At 49.6% G+C, this 18187-nt stretch carries 15 protein-coding genes; 8 read left to right on the top strand and 7 right to left on the bottom strand.

The genetic code is table 11. The annotated features are described in order from the left end of the window. Window positions 1–287 precede the first annotated feature (287 nt). Entirely contained in the window at window positions 288–1145 is an 858-nt protein-coding gene (locus QZT18_RS13810) for an RNA polymerase sigma factor (protein WP_294148578.1), read from the top strand. Window positions 1146–1444: 299 nt separating this feature from the next. Continuing rightward, on the top strand, window positions 1445–2824 hold the full coding sequence (locus QZT18_RS13805; protein ID WP_294148577.1) for an MATE family efflux transporter: 1380 nt from the start codon (window positions 1445–1447) through the stop codon (window positions 2822–2824). Between the two features lie 76 nt (window positions 2825–2900). Here QZT18_RS13805 and QZT18_RS13800 read toward each other — a convergent pair whose 3' ends face one another. Further along, entirely contained in the window at window positions 2901–3242 is a 342-nt protein-coding gene (locus tag QZT18_RS13800; RefSeq protein ID WP_294148576.1) for a hypothetical protein, read from the bottom strand. Between the two features lie 144 nt (window positions 3243–3386). Here QZT18_RS13800 and QZT18_RS13795 point away from each other — a divergent pair, with 144 nt between their 5' ends. Then, window positions 3387–3515: a hypothetical protein gene (locus QZT18_RS13795; protein WP_294148575.1), complete on the top strand. Its 129-nt coding sequence runs from the start codon at window positions 3387–3389 to the stop codon at window positions 3513–3515. A 226-nt stretch (window positions 3516–3741) separates the two neighbouring features. Here the strand turns inward: QZT18_RS13795 and QZT18_RS13790 are convergent, their stop codons facing one another. The 4 genes from QZT18_RS13790 to QZT18_RS13775 all read right to left on the bottom strand — a co-directional run bounded on the left by QZT18_RS13790 (window position 3742) and on the right by QZT18_RS13775 (window position 7098). Next, window positions 3742–4797: an acyltransferase family protein gene (locus tag QZT18_RS13790; protein WP_294148574.1), complete on the bottom strand. Its 1056-nt coding sequence runs from the start codon at window positions 4795–4797 to the stop codon at window positions 3742–3744. Next, entirely contained in the window at window positions 4794–5102 is a 309-nt protein-coding gene (locus QZT18_RS13785) for a hypothetical protein (RefSeq protein ID WP_294148573.1), read from the bottom strand. The genes QZT18_RS13790 and QZT18_RS13785 overlap by 4 nt, the downstream gene beginning before the upstream one ends. A gap of 200 nt (window positions 5103–5302) precedes the next feature. Next, window positions 5303–5845 (bottom strand): DUF4364 family protein, encoded by a 543-nt coding sequence (locus tag QZT18_RS13780; RefSeq protein ID WP_125140791.1) that lies wholly within the window; start codon window positions 5843–5845, stop codon window positions 5303–5305. 104 nt (window positions 5846–5949) lie between these two features. Next, window positions 5950–7098, bottom strand: a complete 1149-nt coding sequence (locus QZT18_RS13775) for an NADP-dependent malic enzyme (protein ID WP_294148572.1) — start codon at window positions 7096–7098, stop codon at window positions 5950–5952. 265 nt (window positions 7099–7363) lie between these two features. Here QZT18_RS13775 and QZT18_RS13770 point away from each other — a divergent pair, with 265 nt between their 5' ends. The 5 genes from QZT18_RS13770 to QZT18_RS13750 all read left to right on the top strand — a co-directional run bounded on the left by QZT18_RS13770 (window position 7364) and on the right by QZT18_RS13750 (window position 14155). After that, on the top strand, window positions 7364–10948 hold the full coding sequence (locus QZT18_RS13770) for a DUF5717 family protein (protein ID WP_294148571.1): 3585 nt from the start codon (window positions 7364–7366) through the stop codon (window positions 10946–10948). Between the two features lie 76 nt (window positions 10949–11024). Further along, window positions 11025–12248, top strand: coding sequence for a DUF5716 family protein (locus QZT18_RS13765; RefSeq protein WP_294148570.1), 1224 nt, complete (start codon window positions 11025–11027; stop codon window positions 12246–12248). Next, window positions 12245–13057 carry a hypothetical protein gene (locus QZT18_RS13760; protein ID WP_294148569.1) on the top strand — a complete coding sequence of 271 codons (813 nt, stop codon included), beginning with the start codon at window positions 12245–12247 and terminating at the stop codon, window positions 13055–13057. Before QZT18_RS13765 ends, QZT18_RS13760 begins: the two co-directional genes overlap by 4 nt. 40 nt (window positions 13058–13097) lie before the next feature. Beyond that, window positions 13098–13235, top strand: a complete 138-nt coding sequence (locus QZT18_RS13755; RefSeq protein WP_294148568.1) for a hypothetical protein — start codon at window positions 13098–13100, stop codon at window positions 13233–13235. Next, window positions 13232–14155 carry a DMT family transporter gene (locus QZT18_RS13750; protein WP_294148567.1) on the top strand — a complete coding sequence of 308 codons (924 nt, stop codon included), beginning with the start codon at window positions 13232–13234 and terminating at the stop codon, window positions 14153–14155. The genes QZT18_RS13755 and QZT18_RS13750 overlap by 4 nt, the downstream gene beginning before the upstream one ends. A 209-nt stretch (window positions 14156–14364) precedes the next feature. Here the strand turns inward: QZT18_RS13750 and QZT18_RS13745 are convergent, their stop codons facing one another. Together QZT18_RS13745 and QZT18_RS13740 are read right to left on the bottom strand one after the other, a co-directional pair. Then, window positions 14365–15375, bottom strand: coding sequence for a nucleoid-associated protein (locus QZT18_RS13745; RefSeq protein WP_294148566.1), 1011 nt, complete (start codon window positions 15373–15375; stop codon window positions 14365–14367). Window positions 15376–16448: 1073 nt separating this feature from the next. Next, window positions 16449–18146, bottom strand: coding sequence for a CvpA family protein (locus QZT18_RS13740; RefSeq protein WP_294148565.1), 1698 nt, complete (start codon window positions 18144–18146; stop codon window positions 16449–16451). Between the last annotated feature and the right edge of the window lie 41 nt (window positions 18147–18187).

Raw genomic sequence — 18187 nt, 5'->3', positions numbered from 1 at the left:
GATGTCCGGAGTTTGTAAACCGCTTTCCGGAATGATATAATAATTGTAACTATTCAGTACCTTCATAATTGCCGTTTCACGATGCACAGAAACAGCAGGAAACGCTGTTTCGCGCGGGCTGATTTCGGGATTTTCATGCAAAAACGCATGAAAACGCCTCGCGGAATACTACCTTCTGAACAGTTACTAATAATTTTACATAAAAAGCTGGTATTTTACTGTCACAAAGTGAGTTCCGGTCTGTCTAATCATATATAACAGAAAACAACCGGAAAAGGAGAATAAATATGAATCAGACGGAAGAAAGCGGAAATAAAACAGAACTGGAAGTCCTGGCGGCACAGGCGGCGGAGGGAAAGAAAGAGGCGGTGGAAGAGATTCTTTTGAGAATTCAGGACATGGTATTTAATCTTTCCCTGCGCATGCTTGGGACGGTAGTGGATGCGGAAGACGCATCACAGGAGATTCTGATTAAGGTGATGACCCACCTGGGCGATTTCAGGCGGGAGAGCGCATTTACGACATGGGTCTTTTCCATTGCCACGAACCATCTGCTGAATTACAGAAAGCACATGTTTGCCAATGCGCCGCTCAGCTTTGAATACTATGGGGAGGACATTGTAAACGGAAGGACGGAGGACCTTCCCGACAGGACGGGAGGGGTGGACAGAGGGCTTTTGGAGGAAGAACTGAAGATGTCCTGCACCAATGTGATGCTTCAATGCCTGGACGGGGAAAGCCGCTGTATTTACATCCTGGGAACCATGTTTAAGGCGGACAGCCGGGTGGCGGGTGAGATCCTCGGAATCACGCCGGAGGCATACCGGCAGAGACTGTCCAGAGTCAGAAAAAAGGTGGGAGATTTCCTGAAGGAATACTGCGGCCTGTCGGGCGGACGGTGCTCCTGTAAGCGGAGAGTCGATTATGCAATTGCAACCCACCGCGTCAATCCGCAGAAACTGGACTATCTGGACCTTCCCGAAGGCGGGGCGGATGTGCATGAATATATCGAGGCGATGGAACAAGCGGATGACTGTTCCCAAGTGTTCTCCGGACTGCCGATGTACGGGGCCACAAAGCGCACAAAAGAATTCCTCAACGTTTTTCTGAACTCGGATGCCTGTAACTATATTAAAAATGCATAAATTCCGGCAGAGCGCCGCGTATCCTCAAAGAAACAGGGGAACGCGGCGCTTTGCCGTCTGATTCATCCGTTCAGCGCTGTTTAACCGTGTATTATAGGAGGCCGCTGCTCCGGCTGCAAACGGAATGCGGCTTGAAAAGACCGGTTCTCAGCCAGGGCCATGATGTGCAGGAAGAGCAGTGAAATACAATTTCTCTTGACAACTACTATAAAGTATAGTAGTATGTACCTTGTTGCTTTTGCTACTGTAATTTATAGTAATATAATTTACAAATATTGTTAAGAGAGAGGAGAACAATCATGAACGGAGGAAACAGAAAGATGGAACTGCTGGGGAGTGCACCCATAGCCAAAGCGCTGCTGGCTATGGGAATCCCGACCATGATCGGCATGATGATTAATGCGCTGTACAATCTGGTGGACGCTTATTTTGTCGGAGGTCTGGGCACCAGCCAGATGGGAGCGATCTCCGTCACATTTCCGTTAGGCCAGGCGGTTGTTGGTCTGGGGCTGCTGTTTGGAAACGGAGCTGCATCCTATATTTCCAGGCTTCTGGGACGGGGAGAAAAGGAGAGTGCGGACCGGGTTGCCAGTACCGCCCTGTACGGCAGTATTTCCGTTGGAGCTGTTGTAATACTCTGTGCCGTTATTTTTCTGCATCCCATCCTGAGACTTTTGGGGGCGACGGAGAGCATCATGCCCTATGCGGTTACTTATGCGGGAATTTATGTAATGTCGTCGATATTCAATGTGTTTAACGTGACGATGAACAATATTGTAACGAGCGAAGGAGCTGCCAAAACAACAATGTGCGCCCTGCTGGCCGGCGCGCTGTTGAACATGGTGTTAGACCCGATTTTTATTTATTCCCTTGGTTACGGAGTGGCGGGAGCCGCGGCCGCAACCGCGATTTCACAGGTTTTCTCCACGCTGGTTTATCTGTGGTATATATTCAGAAAGAAAAGTGTCTTCAGCTTCAGCATAAAAAAATGCAGTTTTTCACAGCGGATTATGTCAGAAATTTTTAAAATAGGAATCCCCACTCTGATTTTCCAGCTCCTGACCAGTCTGTCCATCACGCTGATTAACATGCAGGCCGGAGAGTACGGCGATTCTGTAATTGCAGGGATGGGAGCCGTCACAAGGATTGTTTCCATGGGCAGCCTGATGGTGTTTGGGTTTATCAAGGGATTTCAGCCGATTGCAGGATACAGCTATGGAGCTAAGAAATACGATCGTCTTCAAGAGGCAATCAAAACGTCCATTCTATGGTCTACCATATTCTGCGTAATCTTCGGACTGGCGATGGCCTTATTCCCTACCGTGATTATTTCTCAGTTTACAAAGGGGGATGCCGAGATGATCCGTGTGGGTCAAAGCGCCTTAAGGGCAAACGGTCTTTCCTTCATTCTCTTTGGCTTCTACACCGTCTATTCCTCCCTCTTTCTTGCACTGGGAAAGGCAAGGGAAGGTTTTATACTGGGAGCGTGCAGGCAGGGGCTCTGCTTTGTGCCGGTTATCCTTCTCCTTCCCCATATCTGGGGGCTGGGCGGAATTCTTTATGCCCAGCCGGCCGCCGATGTGATTTCTGCGGCAATAGCCGTGGCCATGGCCGTTTCTCTCCACAGAGAGCTGGCCAATGCAAAGACAAACTTTTTTTCCGCAGAGGCGGTGAACTAAAAAACAGCAAGGCTCCCGGGCGTTTCAGGGAGCCTTGCTGTTCTTTATATAGTAATCTATAAAAAGTTCGTTTTCTTTATTTTTGCCGGAAAAACCGGCCGCTGAAATAGAAACAGAGAAAAGATCCTGCAACAATGATGCATAACACAATCAGATAGGAATGCATCAGCCTGCCGATTCCGTCGAAATGGTAGATGATTCCGATCCCGGCCGCTGCCGTAGCCGCAATACATGACAGTTTAAAAGGAAGACTAACCTCGCGGCTTTTTAAGCAGGGAGGAAGTAGAAGAAAGGTCATAAAATAAGCAAATAACTCAAATACAAAACCGATCGGAAACCGCAGGACAATACCGGCGAAAAGACATATTGCAACAGAGAATATAGCGAGTTTTATCAGTTCTTTTTTAATTGGTTTCATAGGCTCACCAATTCCTTTCCTGGATTAGTCAACTGGTATATGATCCTATTGTGGAGGGAAAAGTCAAGTATATTAAGATAGTTGTATGATTAAGTTGAGATGCGAGGACGCCTCTGTAAGATGGCGGACGGGGGAGTGGGTTGGATGGATGAGTCTTCAGTTCCGGCGGTTGGTTGTGGTGAGGGGGAATCCAGGAGAAAAAATTCCTACGGGGACTCGCTCCCGCTGGTGGAATGCGCAGCGGATGCTAAGACGTCAAAGAACGCCGTCTAAGCACCGGCGGATTCCAAGGTCCCCTTCGGAAAGTTTTCTCCTTCCTTCCCCCTGGGCGGGTTGTCGACGGGACTGAAGACTCAGCGAAGAGTATTGCCCCGTCCGTCATCTTCAGGGGCTGATTGTCTCTTTCGTCAAGTGCGGAGGAGGTATTGTTGCAGCCACGTAATTTAATGCCTGAACGTACAACTGTACTAACTCAAATTAAACAGGATGCATTCTCATCTTATTTAAAAATCACTTTACAGATCCCCTCTATAACCCAATCATAAATGTTCCTGATCCACTCCATCTGGCAGAACATCACCAGTGCGGCGGCAAATACCATCATGCCGGCCAGGTTCCCATAAACGCTGCCGGCAAGCGGGATGAACCGTGCAATGAGCAGGTAGAGGGCCGGAGCGGCGAAGGAGGAGCCTGCGTAGACTAGAATGGCATTGGTGCCGACGCGGGAAAAGCAGTTTTTCCTCTCAGGGAAGAGATTGATCAGGGCTCCTATCATCAGGATGGCGATGAGATAGAAGAGGGCGCGGTAACCGATTCCGAGGACGGGGGTAAGACCGACCGACTCATAGGTGAAACGCACATTCCTGAAGCTGTAGGGCAGCACAACGGAGGGAATGACTGCAGCCGCCAGGATGGCCAGTGCCGGCAGGTGCGGAAGGTTCCGTATTTTCCTTACGTGTTCTTCCGTGCACTTGAGGCCCAGCACAAAGAATATCAGCAGGGAAAAACAGGCGCCCCATCCGATGTGAAAGGCTTCGTCGAAGACGATGCTTACGAGCAGGCCCGATACGAACGCAAAGAGGACGGGACTGCGCAGCTTCAGCAGATCCTTTGCAAACACCTTCCAGACGAAAACGCAGAGAAGATAATAGAGAGGACTGCTGGGAAGCAGGAGCGACGGCTTAAATACGTCCGTGTTATAGCTGGCCAGCCCGAGCCGAATGAAAAGCAGCGCCACCGCAATGTAGAGGAGCTGCCAGAAGGTATAGGGGATCAGTACATTCCTGACCGCCGTATTCCTGGCTTTGTCGGCATTCTTTGTAAAGTATCCGGTAATGAAGGCAAACATCGGCATGTGAAAAAGATAGATGTACTGCATCAGATATCGGTAAAGGCTGTCCTGGCGCTCGATATAGGGATCCAGGATATGGCCGATTACCACGAGAAACAGCATAAATGCCTTCAAGTTGTCAAACAGGTAGTCGCGCTCCTTTGGGGCTGCGGACGCGGTGTCCGTCATATGCCCGGAAGTTCTGTCATGGATGAATGAATTCATAGCTTGGTTTCCGCCTCAATCTTTTTATCGCCGCCGTCCGGCACGGAGACCGCGGCCCCGGAACATTCTTTATGGGGAAGCGCGCTTGATGCTTTCCGGCCGACCTCACGGATTTTGATACGTAAAAACTGTTTTGCCACCTGGTAAGCGATGACGATCAGAAGGATTGGCAGCACAAAGAGAAGAGTCCACTTGATTTTGAGGAACGTGTACTTTCTCCGGATCTGTCTGATATCCCGGTCCATGTTTTGTTTAAAGTTCTGCACCGCGCGTACCGGCGCAATTGAAGAATTCTGCGAACGCATCGTATTCCCTCCTCTGTACGGTAAAAAGCATTCTCCGTGCATTTTACCCGAATTAAAACCGCATCAGTCCGTAATCTGAGAGTTTCCATATATCCGGGAACTTCCATATAAAAACAGGGTTCCTTAAAAGCCCGGCGGCTATGCACGAAGCCGGAATTTCATCCCCCTGTTTCATGCATAGCCGTTATTTCGTGTTACGGTTATTTTCCTTTTCCCGAAGATTTGTCACTCATCAGGGATTTCATAATATAAGCATATATTTCCTGGCTTCTGTCTTTCCAATGGCTGCACATAATCTCGGCCTGTTCCTTATCGGGAACGGAGACGTCGATATTGACCAGGACATTCTTGCCCTCCCGGACTTCACAATGAACGATATAATCCTGATTGGTGGATTTATAAAAATCGGAAACCAGTCCCACTTCGTTGCGCATGCGGAAACGGTTCTCCTTTAAATATTCATCCATATCCTCCACGATGGCGGGAGATATTTTTTTTCCGAAAAATTCCAGGGTTTCCTCACCTTCTCTGGTGATCTCGTATCTGGTGCTGTTGTGCAGCGTTTCCATCTTGATAAGCCCCGCCTCTAAAAGTTCATTGAGGGCCTGCTGAAGCGTGAAATACGTCGTGTACTCACGGTCCAGGAAAAAGTTGGAGAGCTGCGCGTTCGTCAGCGGGAAATTTACCTGTTTCAGCATATACAGGTTCATCAGTTTGTATAAGGTCATCGGTTCAGACAGCATGGAAAGACTCCTTTATGATAGCATACTTGTACCTTCTCAGGTAACAGTTCAGCGATGATGCATCATGTTGCTGCAGTTTGGCCGCAGGCTGAACTGTAACCTTCTCAGATATGTTGTTTAACGGCTTTGCTGACCACATTGGCCACTCTCGGGTCGAATGCGGCGGGCAGTATATTTTCATCATTCAGTTCGCTGTCGTCCACAAGACCGGCAATGGCGGTGGCGGCTGCCAGCTTCATCTCTTCCGTGATAGCGGTGGCGCGTCCTTCCAGGGCTCCCTTAAAGATGCCGGGGAAAATCAGGACATTGTTGACCTGGTTCGGGAAATCGGAACGTCCCGTGCCGACCACCCTGGCGCCGGCTGCTTTTGCAATGTCCGGCATAATCTCCGGAACGGGATTTGCCATTGCAAAGAGGATGGCATCGCTGTTCATGGCGGAAACCATCTCGGCGGTCACAATGCCGGGAGCGGAGACTCCGACGAAGATATCGGCGCCTTTCAACGCATCGGCGAGGGAACCGGTCTTTCGTTCAAGATTGGTGACGTCCATCATCTTTTCCTGCATCCAGTTGAGGCCTTCCATTCCCTTTGTAAGCATTCCCGCTCTGTCACAGAGGGTGACATGGCGGAATCCGTAGGTCAGGAGAAGTTTTGTGATGGCAATGCCTGCGCTTCCCGCACCGTTGACTACGACGCGGCAGTCCTCTTTCTTCTTTTCCGTTACCTTGAGGGCGTTGATAATGCCGGCCAGTACGACGATGGCGGTACCGTGCTGGTCATCATGGAATACGGGGATATTAAGGAGCTTCTTTAAACGCTCTTCGATCTCAAAACAGCGGGGAGCGGAGATGTCTTCCAGGTTGATGCCGCCGAAAGCGGGAGCGATGCGGACTACGGTCTCAATAATCTCTTCCGTATCCTGGGTGTCTAGACAGATTGGGAATGCATTGATGCCGCCGAATTCCTTGAACAGGACGGCCTTGCCCTCCATAACCGGCATGGCGGCCAGCGGACCGATATTGCCGAGGCCCAGGACGGCGCTTCCGTCTGATACGACGGCCACGGTATTGGCCTTGATAGTGTATTTGTAGGCTGCCTCCGGATCCTCTGCAATTACCTTGCACGGTTCGGCTACGCCCGGCGTATAGGCGAGAGCCAGATCTTCCCTGGATTTTACCTGTGCTTTGGAAACGGTGTCAATCTTTCCGTTCCACTCCTCATGAAGCTTTAACGCTTTCTCACTGTTTGTCATTATGCTTTCCTCCAGAAACCAAATTACTTTCTATGTAATACAATATTTTTCTTAACCACTCAAACCCGTCCCGGCGATACCGGTACGGAGGTGAAAGAATGGCCGCAAATTCTCATGTTCCTATCATAGCAATTTTACATTCTTAAATCAAGGACATAAAAAATGAATTACCGAATTAAGTGACAAAAAGTCGATTTATGTAGTGTAATTGCGGACAAAGTATGATAGAATAATTACCAACGAGAGCGACAGCAGGTGGTAAGATATGAAAGAAAGGATTAACCGTCTGGCGAAGGGAATTATCGATTCGGAACTTCCGAAGATAATATGGACGCCGGATGTAATTGAGGAAACCGTACGGGTCGGCACGACCGTGAAGAGGGAGATTTTTATCGGCAGCGAGAATGGCCTGAATGTAAAAGGGTTTGTCTATTCTTCCAGTATCCGCGTGCGCATTCCAAATGACAATAATACGTTTGGAGGACTCCGGAATCATATAGTCTATGAAGTGGATACCTCTTTTTTATCCGCGGGAGATGAGATAGACGGTTCCTTTTATCTTGTAACAAACTGCGGGGAGAAGGAAATCCCTTATCTGTTCCACGTAGATCTCGCCTCATCGGGCAGAATACTCGGGAACCTGAATACGGCAAAAGACTTTTTAGAAGTCGCGGAGCATGATATGGATACGGCTCTGCGCCTTTTAGAGTACCAGGATTTTAGAGAAGCGCCCTTTATGCAGGACATGCATACAAGGGCTATTTACGATGGACTGAAAGGACATGGGAGCAGACAGAATTTCATGGAAGAATTTCTGGTTGCCCTGGGTGTCAAGAACCCTATCCGTCTGATGATCGAGGACGGGAAGAAGGTATATGACAATCCGGGCAGGCTCCTGGAAGATTCCATCACGATAAGAAACGACACATGGGGCTATCTTTACCTTGAGGCCTCGGTGGACGGAGATTTCATCCATCTGCCGAAAAAGAGTGCAACCCAGGCCGATTTTAAGGACGGGACCCTCAGGCTGCCGTTTAACATTCTTTCCGAACGGCTTCACGCGGGAAGAAATTACGGCGCCGTCCTGATCAAGACGGCCAGGGGCATTACAAAGATTCCGGTGGAAGCCACACTGAGCAGCAAATCAGCCGACGCGGAGCGCGCCGCATTCCGGGAGGAGCTGAAGGAATACCTGGAGCTGCGCCTGGAATACGAAAGCGGTATGTATGAGGATGCCCTGATTCTGAACCAGATGCAGAAAGAGCTGGATCTGATGAAGATGACGAGCGAGAATCTGCTCCTGCCTCTTTTACAGGCGGAAATCTACGTCCTGACCGGACGTCAGGACAAGGCGTGCCTGATTCTCGACGAGGTCAGGGACAGGGTTCTGGCGAAGCGGCTGGAGCAGAAGGAGCTTTACTGCTTTTACCAGTATCTCCAGGTGAAGATCTGGAACGATCACGAGCAGAAAGATTCCCTGATCCGTCTGCTTCAGAAATACTGCTCCGACGAGGATCGGGGGCAGAATGATTTTATGCTCTATCTGATGTTACTGAAGGTGAATGAGGAGTTATTTGAAAATCCGGTGACGGTCCTTATCAGCATGGAGCAGGAGTTCAAGGACGGCTGCCACAGTCCGTTTTTGTATGTCGAGTGCCTGAAGCTGCTGGAAAAGGAGCCTGGATTTTTAAGGAATATGGCCCGTTTTGAACTTCATGCCCTCCATTTCGGCGCAAAGCGCGGCATGATGAGCCGCGAACTGGCTCTGGCGGCGGCGAAGGCCCTGAACAGCGCCAAGGGATTCAAGGAACTTTATCTGAAGCTCCTCTGCACATTATATGAGAAATATCCGGAGCAGGAGATTCTTTCTTCCATCTGCTCCATGATGATAAAGGGCAACTGCCGTGGGAACCGTTACTTTGAATGGTACGACAAATCTATCAAAGCGGGAATCAGTCTGACCAGACTGTATGAGTATTTTCTCTACTCCCTGCCGGGAGACTACGGAAAGCTTCTGCCCAGGGAAGTGCTTCTGTACTTTTCCTATGCCACGGAGCTGGATGCACACAGCCGTTCCGTGCTCTACAGAAATATCCTGAGCTACACAAAACGTGATTCCGATATTTACCGTCTCTATGAGAGGGCGATTGAACAGTTTGCGCTTGAGCAGCTTTTTGCCGGAAGAATCAACAGCCGCCTTGCGGTCATTTATAAACATATGATCTATAAGGAACTGATTGACACCCAGATGGCCAAATCCCTGCCGGTGGTGCTTAAGTCGAACCGGATTAGCTGCCGTGACGCCGCAATGCGGTATGTGGTGGTACGCCATGAGGAGCTGATGACGGAGGATGCTTATCCGCTCCACGACGGAGTGGCCTATGTGCCTCTTTTCTCGGAGCGCGATATTATCCTGTTCCAGGACGCCTACGGGAACCGGTACCTGAATATCCGGTATGACAGGACGCCGGCCATGGAAGAGGTGGACGAGCTTTTGGAATGCTGTTTTGAGGTTTATCCCGATCACCCGGTTCTGTTCGTCAATGCCTGCTATGAGGCCATGGAGAAAGAGGAGCTGAGTGAAGACAACGCAGCCCTTTTGGAGCTGGCGGATCAGAAGATGAAGCTTCATCCGCTGTTCCGTTCACGTATCATGTCTTCGATTGTGAAGTATTACAAAAAAATGGTGGATGAGAGTGAGGACGGCACGAGGAATAACAGCGTGGCCTATCTGCTGTGCCTGGACAAGGATTCTCTGACCAGGCAGGAGAGAAGCGGCGTCTGCGAGACGTTAATCAGACAGAATTATTATTCGGAAGCTTATGAGATGATCTGCCGCTACGGTACGGAGGGCATCCAGGTTAAACGCCTGCTGAAGCTGTGCACAAAGATGGTGCTCCAAAATCTCTTCGACGAGGACGACAGACTGCTTCACCTGGCCTATCAGGTGTTCCTGGAAGAGAAGAACGACAGCGTCATTCTCGATTACCTGTGCGAGCACTTTAACGGTACCGTGGATCAGATGTACCAGGTATTGATGCAGGGAATCAAGGAACACGTGGAAACCTACGATCTGGAGGAGCGTCTCGTGGCGCAGATGCTGTTTACCGGCGGCACGGAGAAGATGGACCGTGTCTTCGAACTCTATGCATCCAGGAAAAAGACGAGTGAGAACGTGGTAAAAGCGTATTTTACCGTGAAGAGCGTGGAGTATTTCCTCTATGACAGGACGACCGAAGACAAGGTTTTTGCCTATCTGGAAGCCGCTGTCAACAACAGTGTGGAGAAAGACAAGGTGCCGGACATCTATCTGCTGGCGCTTACCAAATATTATTCCACTCTCCCTGTGCTTTCGGATGAGCAGAGGGAACTGTGCCAGTCGGTTGTGGATGTCCTGATTGAGGCTGGGATGATTTTTGCCTATTTTAAGGATCTCGCAAAGTTCATTATGGTACCGGGCAATATTCTGGATAAGGAAATCATCGAATATCATGGTAATAAGGAGACAAAGCCGTATCTGCGCCTTCGGATTCTTCCGGAAGAGGAGGAATACCATTACGAGGATATGCGTCCCGTATATAAGGGGATTTATATCCGGGAGAAGGTTCTGTTTGAGGGCGAGATTATGGAATATCAGATTCTGGAGGACGAAAACGGGGAACGGAAGAAAGTGGCGGAGGGAAGCATTTCCTGCCGGGAGGTGACGACCAGGACGCCGGGCAACCGTTTTGCCTGCCTGAATGAGATAAGTCTTTCCCTGGAACTGAAGAACGAGGCGGCCCTGAGAGAACAGATGGAAGAATATTTAAAGAAGGATGCAGCGGTTGCAGCGCTGTTCTCATTGCAGTGAGCGGCTGTTCTAATAACTGCGCTTTTGGGCAGTCGGAGAACAGGAATGTAAGTGACCTTGAAAGGACTTTTAGAGAATGGACGGACTTGTAATAGGAATTGATTTATGTGATAACTACACACATATTTCGTGCATGGAGCCGGAACAGACCTGGGTAATACCCACAGTCGTGTGCAAGAACAAGAATATCGACGAATGGTATGTGGAGGAGGAAGCTTACGCCCATACCCTGGTCGGTGACGGGATCATGGAGGATAAGCTCCTGACACAGGTGCAAAAGGACGGAACCGCCACAATCGGAGGCATCAAGTATGAGGGGATTTATCTCCTTAAGATGTTCCTTGAAAAAGCGTTGGAACTGCCGAAGAAAGCCTCCGGCAAGGAGGATGTGGCCAGCCTGGTCATTGCAGTGGACTGCCTTGAGGTAAAACTGATGGACAGTCTTCTTTACTGTGCCGATTACCTGAAGATTCCGCGTGACAGGGTGCATCTGATCAGCCATACGGAGAGCTTTGTCTATTATGTCATGAGCCAGAAACGTGAAGTCTGGAGCAACCAGGTCGGGATGTTTGATTTAAGCAATCAGAGCCTGCGCTACTATGAACTGAAGGTACAGAGGGGGCTGCGGCAGATGCAGGTGGTGGCCGATTACGATAACCTGGATGAAGGATTCCACCTGGATGTGCTTGATAATACGGCAGGGGCCAGACTGGCGGACCGTATTCTCTGTTCCTGTGCGGACCGCATTCTTCAGAAGCGGCTGTTTTCGGCCATTGTACTGACGGGTAAGGGATTTGAAAATACGGAGTGGGCGCCGGAATTCATGAAGCAGGTATGCAGCCGGAGAAGAGTTTTCGTGGAAAACAGCCTGTTTTCCAAGGGAGCGCTGATGAAAGCCGCCGATTACCTGCAGGAGAAAACATCTTATCCCTTTATCTGCATCTGCGAGGGCAGGCTTAAGACAACGGTCTCCTTAAAGGTCCTGAATCACGATAAAGAGGGGCAGTTGGTCCTGGCCGCGGCCGGGGACAACTGGTATGAGGCAAAGAGCACGGTGGATTTTATCGTCACGGGGACTCCGGAGGTGGAATTTACGATTTCCCCGCTGGATCCCAAACGGAAAAAGCTGGTAAAAATCGAACTGGCCGATTTTCCGAAGCGTCCGGACCGGACGACCAGAATCGAACTGTCGCTGGGATTTTCCAATGACCGGACAATGGTGGCGGTGATAAAGGATAAGGGGTTCGGCGAGCTTTACCCTGCTGGGGATACGGTGATAAAGCAGGAGGTTATATTATGAGCTTGATACTTTGCAGGCATGAGCCGGTGAAACATCCATATTTTATAGATCGTCTGGGAATTCACATCACATCCTCCCAGGAGCTTTGCTATGTGATTTATAACAATCCCCTGCTGGCCATGGGAGGCTTTATCGACGACAACCTGATTACTTTTATCCGTTCCGAGCTGGATATGGCGTTTCTGGCGGGAAAGCTGGAGGCCTATAAAAAAAGTGGGGAGGACCCCGATGAGATGATCTTTATCATCCTTCAGGAATGCTACTACTATACGGCGAGGGAGATAAACAAATTCCGGCAGAAGATTGCGGCTTACAGAAAGATGAGCGCCGCGGAATTTACAAAAGAAACGGCCGATTTCTATTTCAGGCTGAAACAGTACGGAACCGCCGTACTTTACTATGAGAAAATCCTGGATGACTGGCGGATTAAGTCATTAAGCGACGATTTCACCTCGAAAATCTGGAACAATATCGGCGCTTCCTATGCGGGGATATTCTGGTTTGAAAAGGCGATGGCGGCTTTTGACATGTCCTACAATTTCCAGAAGAACAGGGATACGCTTAAGAAGATTTACCAGCTTACGCTGCTGAACCCGGAGCTGACCTTAAAGGAACGGTATGAAGCCCTGATTACGAAAGAGGAAAAGGACGGATGGAAGGAAGAGCTTGAGACGGTTCTTAAGGACGCCTCCGAGGATGGAAAAGTAAAGGAAGTGGAAACTCTTTTTGACCGGGATCCGATTAAGCGGATGGCCGGAGCCGGAAAGATGCTGACTAAATGGAAGCAGGAATACAGAAAGATGATATAGTCCGGAGCCGGAAAGCGGCGCCGCCTGCTCAGCCGGACGAATGACCGGTGAAAAGACCGGCGGCCTGTGGGAGGATACCGGGCGGTGCGGCCGGTTTTGCTGTTTCACATCGGTCACGATGAAAGTACTGAATCGTTACAGAAAAGTTAAGAATAACCTGGGAGAAACTGTGGAATGAAAGAAGTTAAAGGGTCTGTCTATGCTGTCATTTCAGCAATTATATTCGGGTGTATGCCGATTGTTGCAAAATACCTGTATGCCGAGGGATGCAACGCGGTCAGCCTGGTCGTATACCGTTACAGCCTGGCGCTGCCCGTGCTGTTTATCCTGGCGCTCAGGGAACAGGCGAAAGATAAAAGGGAAAGGGAGGCTGCGGGAGAGCTTAAAAAGCGTGATTACGGGATGCGGCTTACGGTGTCCCAGCTCGGTCAGTTTATTATTCTGAGCCTTGGATTTTCACTGACCCCAATCCTTTTATTTTCCTCTTACAACTATATCTCAAGCGGCAGCGCTACCACAATTCATTTCAGCTATCCGGTGCTCGTAATTCTTGCATCGGTATTCATTTTTAAAGAGAAGGCAACGTGGACCAAGATTGCCTCGGTCGTTTTCTGTGTGATCGGCCTTGTCCTGTTCTATGAACCGGGGCAGGAAAACGGGATGATGGGAATCCTGCTGGCCCTGGCATCCGGGGTTACCTATACGTTTTACATGATGTATTTCGAGCGGAGCACGCTGAAATTTATGAAGCCGTTCAAGACGAATTTTTATATGTCCCTCGTTTCGGGCGTGATGGTCTTTGCGCTTTCGCTGGTCACGAGAACCTTTGTGCTGTTTCATACGGCCAGAGGCTGGGCGGCCGCGTTCGGCTTCTCCTTTATGCTGATTGTAGTGGCCTGTGTGCTGTTCCAGCTCGGCATAGCCATGACCGGAGCGCAGAAAACGGCAATTCTCAGCACCTTTGAACCTCTCACCAGCATTGTGCTGGGAGTTGTCTGCTTCGGTGAAGCGGTGGGCGTGAAGACGGGGCTTGGCGTTCTTTTTATACTGGCATCCGTTATTTCGATCACGGTGTTTGGAAGAAAAAAGGCGGCATGAAAGCGGTGCGAGAAGGATGGGCGGGTGGTGCTTTGAACGGTATGGCATCCCGTGCTATACATATCCCGATGAAGATGGGAACGTAATAACTGATATGTGTTTTTAGGTGTAATAGAAAAAACAGCAAAAAAAGAATGATGCGAAAGATAATTCCTGTCTTCCGGATCATTCTTTTTTTAACGACGGTTTGATTACCGGCGACCGGGCGGTTACCGGCTTGTAAGCTGTCCGATATTTTTGATCAGCACGGATATGGTTCCATCCTCATTTGTAATAAATTCCACGTGATCCGGATTTCTGTATTCTTCCATCGGTATCGAGATTTCAATACCCGTGTCGGTGGTCAGATGCTGTTTCTGGAACTTTTTGATGGTCTGCTCGCTCTTTGGCTGGACGGTTTCATAGGACATATTATACTTGTCCAGCTTCTCGTCCAGATCCACCTGCATATCGGGGCTGTCCGGGAAAATCTTTTCCTTGATTGTGGCGACCTTGATCTCCCCCTGCTCCTCCAGCTCGGTACAGAGAACATTTTTGATTTCCATTCTGCGCTCGGGAGCTTCATCGCCGTAATATTTCTTATTTACCTGTTCCACCGCTCTTGTTACGATATCCAGCTTGGATTTCTGGGAGAGGGGAGCGTGGCATTCCAGGAACAGCTCGGAGAAATAGAACCGTTTTTCACCGTTGACCTCATATTTTTTCTCGGTCAGGAGAATGCTGCCGTCCGACAGGTTAACGACAAAGGCCTCGGAGAGCTTCTGTCCCTGCGCAGGGAGCAGGGCGCGCTGAAGAATAATATCATTGCGGTTGCCGCCGTCGGCCTCTCTGGTGGCATGGGTATAGGATGTTTTATAATTCATCTTCAAAAATGCCAGATAGTCGTCACCTGCACAACTGAACACCAGGATGGCAATATCGGCGGCTGGAATGTCGATGTTGGAGTTCATGATATCATAGAGATTCTCGGCAAGCTGTTTGCTGGTCGCCACAAAGTTCTCCGGTGTACAGTTCTCAATCAGTTCCTTTAAAGGGGAACTGTCGGAAAAGCGGCACTGCTTAATATCGTCGCTCTCGGTAATTTTTTCAATATGTGCCTTTAAAAAATCGGAAAAATCCGGGCCAATCTCCATGGCCTGATCGGAGAGCACCGGGATGCCGACCGAGGAATCCAGGATGTGGATGATGGCTGCTTTCATGATTATATCGTCACTTTTCATTGTGTTGTCCTCCCTACGTATGGTACTGCGATGAGGCCGGTGCATTATGTAAGAGTCTGTACGGAGCCGGCGGTTTTCAGGGCAGTATTAGTATTATAGCGGAAATGGGAGGGAAATTCAACAGGAGGTAGTGGTGAGAAATGAGGACGCCGCCGGGACGGTCGGGGGACGGGATGGTGAGAGGGAGGTTATGAGTCTTCAGTCCCGGGCTTTAGTTTGGTGGCGGGTGGGGAATCCGGAAGAAAGAAATCGCCTACGGGAACCGCTTGCGCTTATGGAGTGCATAACGGTCACTAGGGCGCCTGAGAAACGCCGCCCAAGTGCCGATGGACTCCAACGTTCCCTTCGGCGATTTTTTCTTCCTCCTCCCCCACCGGGAAGGTTATGGCCGGGACTGAAGACGCGAAGCTTACCGCCATCCCGTCCCCGGGCCGGAGGCTGCTGAATTGTCCTGTTTCTTCATCAGGGGGAGATATGGTCGCGCCCACTATATGCATCCGATGATTTTAAGGTTTCTGGATATCGCAGTCAGTGAAGGAAAGTTAGCAAATTACAGTTGAAATTTCTATTTTTTTATAACCGGTTTCAAGACTATAAAGGGGCAAAAATAATCTTAAAAAAGAAAAGGCGCTTTTTCCGATGTGGAACAAAAATCATGTTCTGATATCAGAAAAAGCGCCTTTTTTAAGTTATAAACTTAATAAGAGTGAATGTTGACAGGAAACGAGTAGTGACAGCGGCAATACCTGCCCCGCACTTGCTGGAGGGGACAGTCAGCCGGGGGATGGTGGCGGGCGGGCGATTTACTATGGCGTGGGGGCTTCAGTCCCGTCGATAATCTTCCCAAAAGGGGGAAGGAGGACGAAAACTTTCCGAAGGGGACATTGGAATCCGCCGGCACTTGGGCGTCGTATTGTGACGCCTTAGTACCGCTGCGCATTCCACAAGCGAAAGCGGGTCCCCGCAGGAATTTTTTCGTCCGGATTCCCCTGCACGACAACCTTCCCCGGGACTGAAGCCCCCTCGATCCACCTCACCATCCCGCCTGCCACCATCCCTCCGGCGTCCCCTCATCAATTAAATATAAACTCTATAACATCCCGCACATTCCCCTCATCCGTATAATTGAATTTCACCTGCTCATCGGCCTTCATAAACGGAAGTTTCTCCGATACGGTAATCTCCGCCGTATAAACCTGCGTGCTTCCCTTCAGGGTGAAGTAGTAGCAGGTATTCCCGCCCACAACGGCGCTCTCAATGGCGTCGATGGTACCGGAAATCTCTGTTCCCTCCTTGATTTCGGGAAGTTCCACATCTTCCAGGTTCAGGGCATTGCGGTAATTTCTCTTTGCCTCGTCGATCGTCTGGCCCGTTCCTACAATCTGGTACTGCTCCACGTCGACGAACGCGTACATCTTAACAAGTCCTGCGGCATCCTTCAGGGAGATGAAATAGGTCGGCCTGTCGGAAATGTTCAGGAGCAGCGGGAAGGTAGCGGTGTAGTTCAAATGCTGAACCTGGCCCTTGGCGGACTCCATCGCAGACAGCTCGGTGGCTCCGGGAACCGCATAGAACTGGGTGTCTTTTGTTCTTAAGTTAACCAGCACGAAACCAATATTGGATTCATCGGAGGTAACGGAACTCATACCCGTATACAGATAAACGTCGTCATCGATTGCCAGGTAATTGTATCCGTAGGTGGTTCTTCGCACATTTCTCTGGCCGAAGATGGAGTTGATATAACCGTTCTGGAATCTTCCGTTGTCGTCCAACTGCTCAATGATCAGGTTGGAATCGTAAAGCTGGTCGATCCACTGAGGAACATCGGCCTTGTCATAGTAAGCCGATTCTCCCGTCTCTGCGTTTACAAGCACGGCGCCGTCAATATCCTTGCCGTCCCACCAGCCGATCCGGTAGGCGATAGTCGGAGCAACCCAGTAAGGAGTACCCTCGTCGTCGATCTCAAAAGAGACGGTTTCAAACATCTTTGTAGGATATTTAAAACGGATATAGCGGTAAATGTTGCGGAAGAAATATTCACTGGTTGAGTATTTCATGCCCGATTCAAGCCATACAAGATTGGTGTCCTGGTTTACCATATCCACGGCAATATAGGCCGGAAGACCGGTTTTCATATTATAGAGCCATTTGATCGGATCGGCGTAGGACAGCGGCGTAACGCGGTAAGGCGTGCCCTTGTAGTTAATCTGGGTGTAGTTATCAAGAATTTCAAACTGGGAGACAAGCTCCGTCATCTCGCCCAGCTTCTTGCTTCCCAGCCTGGATGCGGTATCCTTGTCAACGACAGGTATCTGTGACATGTTAAGTTCGGAGACGTCGGAAGTGAAGTCACCGTCGGTGATGGTGATCAGGTCACGGTAGCGTCCGGCATTAAATATCTTGAGTCCCAGCGCGGAGGCCAGAAGCATCAGTGCAATCAGGACCGCAATGGCGATGAAACCGTACTTCAACGGTTTGCCCATATTTACCTTGCCTTTATTCTCACCCGGGGTCTTGCGGAAGACGACCTGGCCCGTCACCGGATCTCTTGTCATCTCCATTCCGCGCCCGCTGCTGAGATTCTGAATAAAATCTTTGACATAGGTGAGGAAGTTAACGACCAGGAAAATGATGATGCAGGAAATCAGATAAATGATAAAATTCTTATCCTTTAAATTGATGGCCGGCAGCATGGAATAAAACAATAGAAACATAAGTACTGCAGAAATGATGATTCTGGTGATCATCGACGAAACTTTCTTAATTTTCATAGGTTCCTCCTTTAGGTGATACAGCCTATTGTATCCAGAAA

Source organism: uncultured Clostridium sp. (assembly GCF_900547735.1).
In the GTDB taxonomy this organism is placed as follows: Bacteria; Bacillota; Clostridia; order Lachnospirales; family Lachnospiraceae; genus Otoolea.
This window is presented reverse-complemented; position numbering and strand designations above follow the sequence as displayed.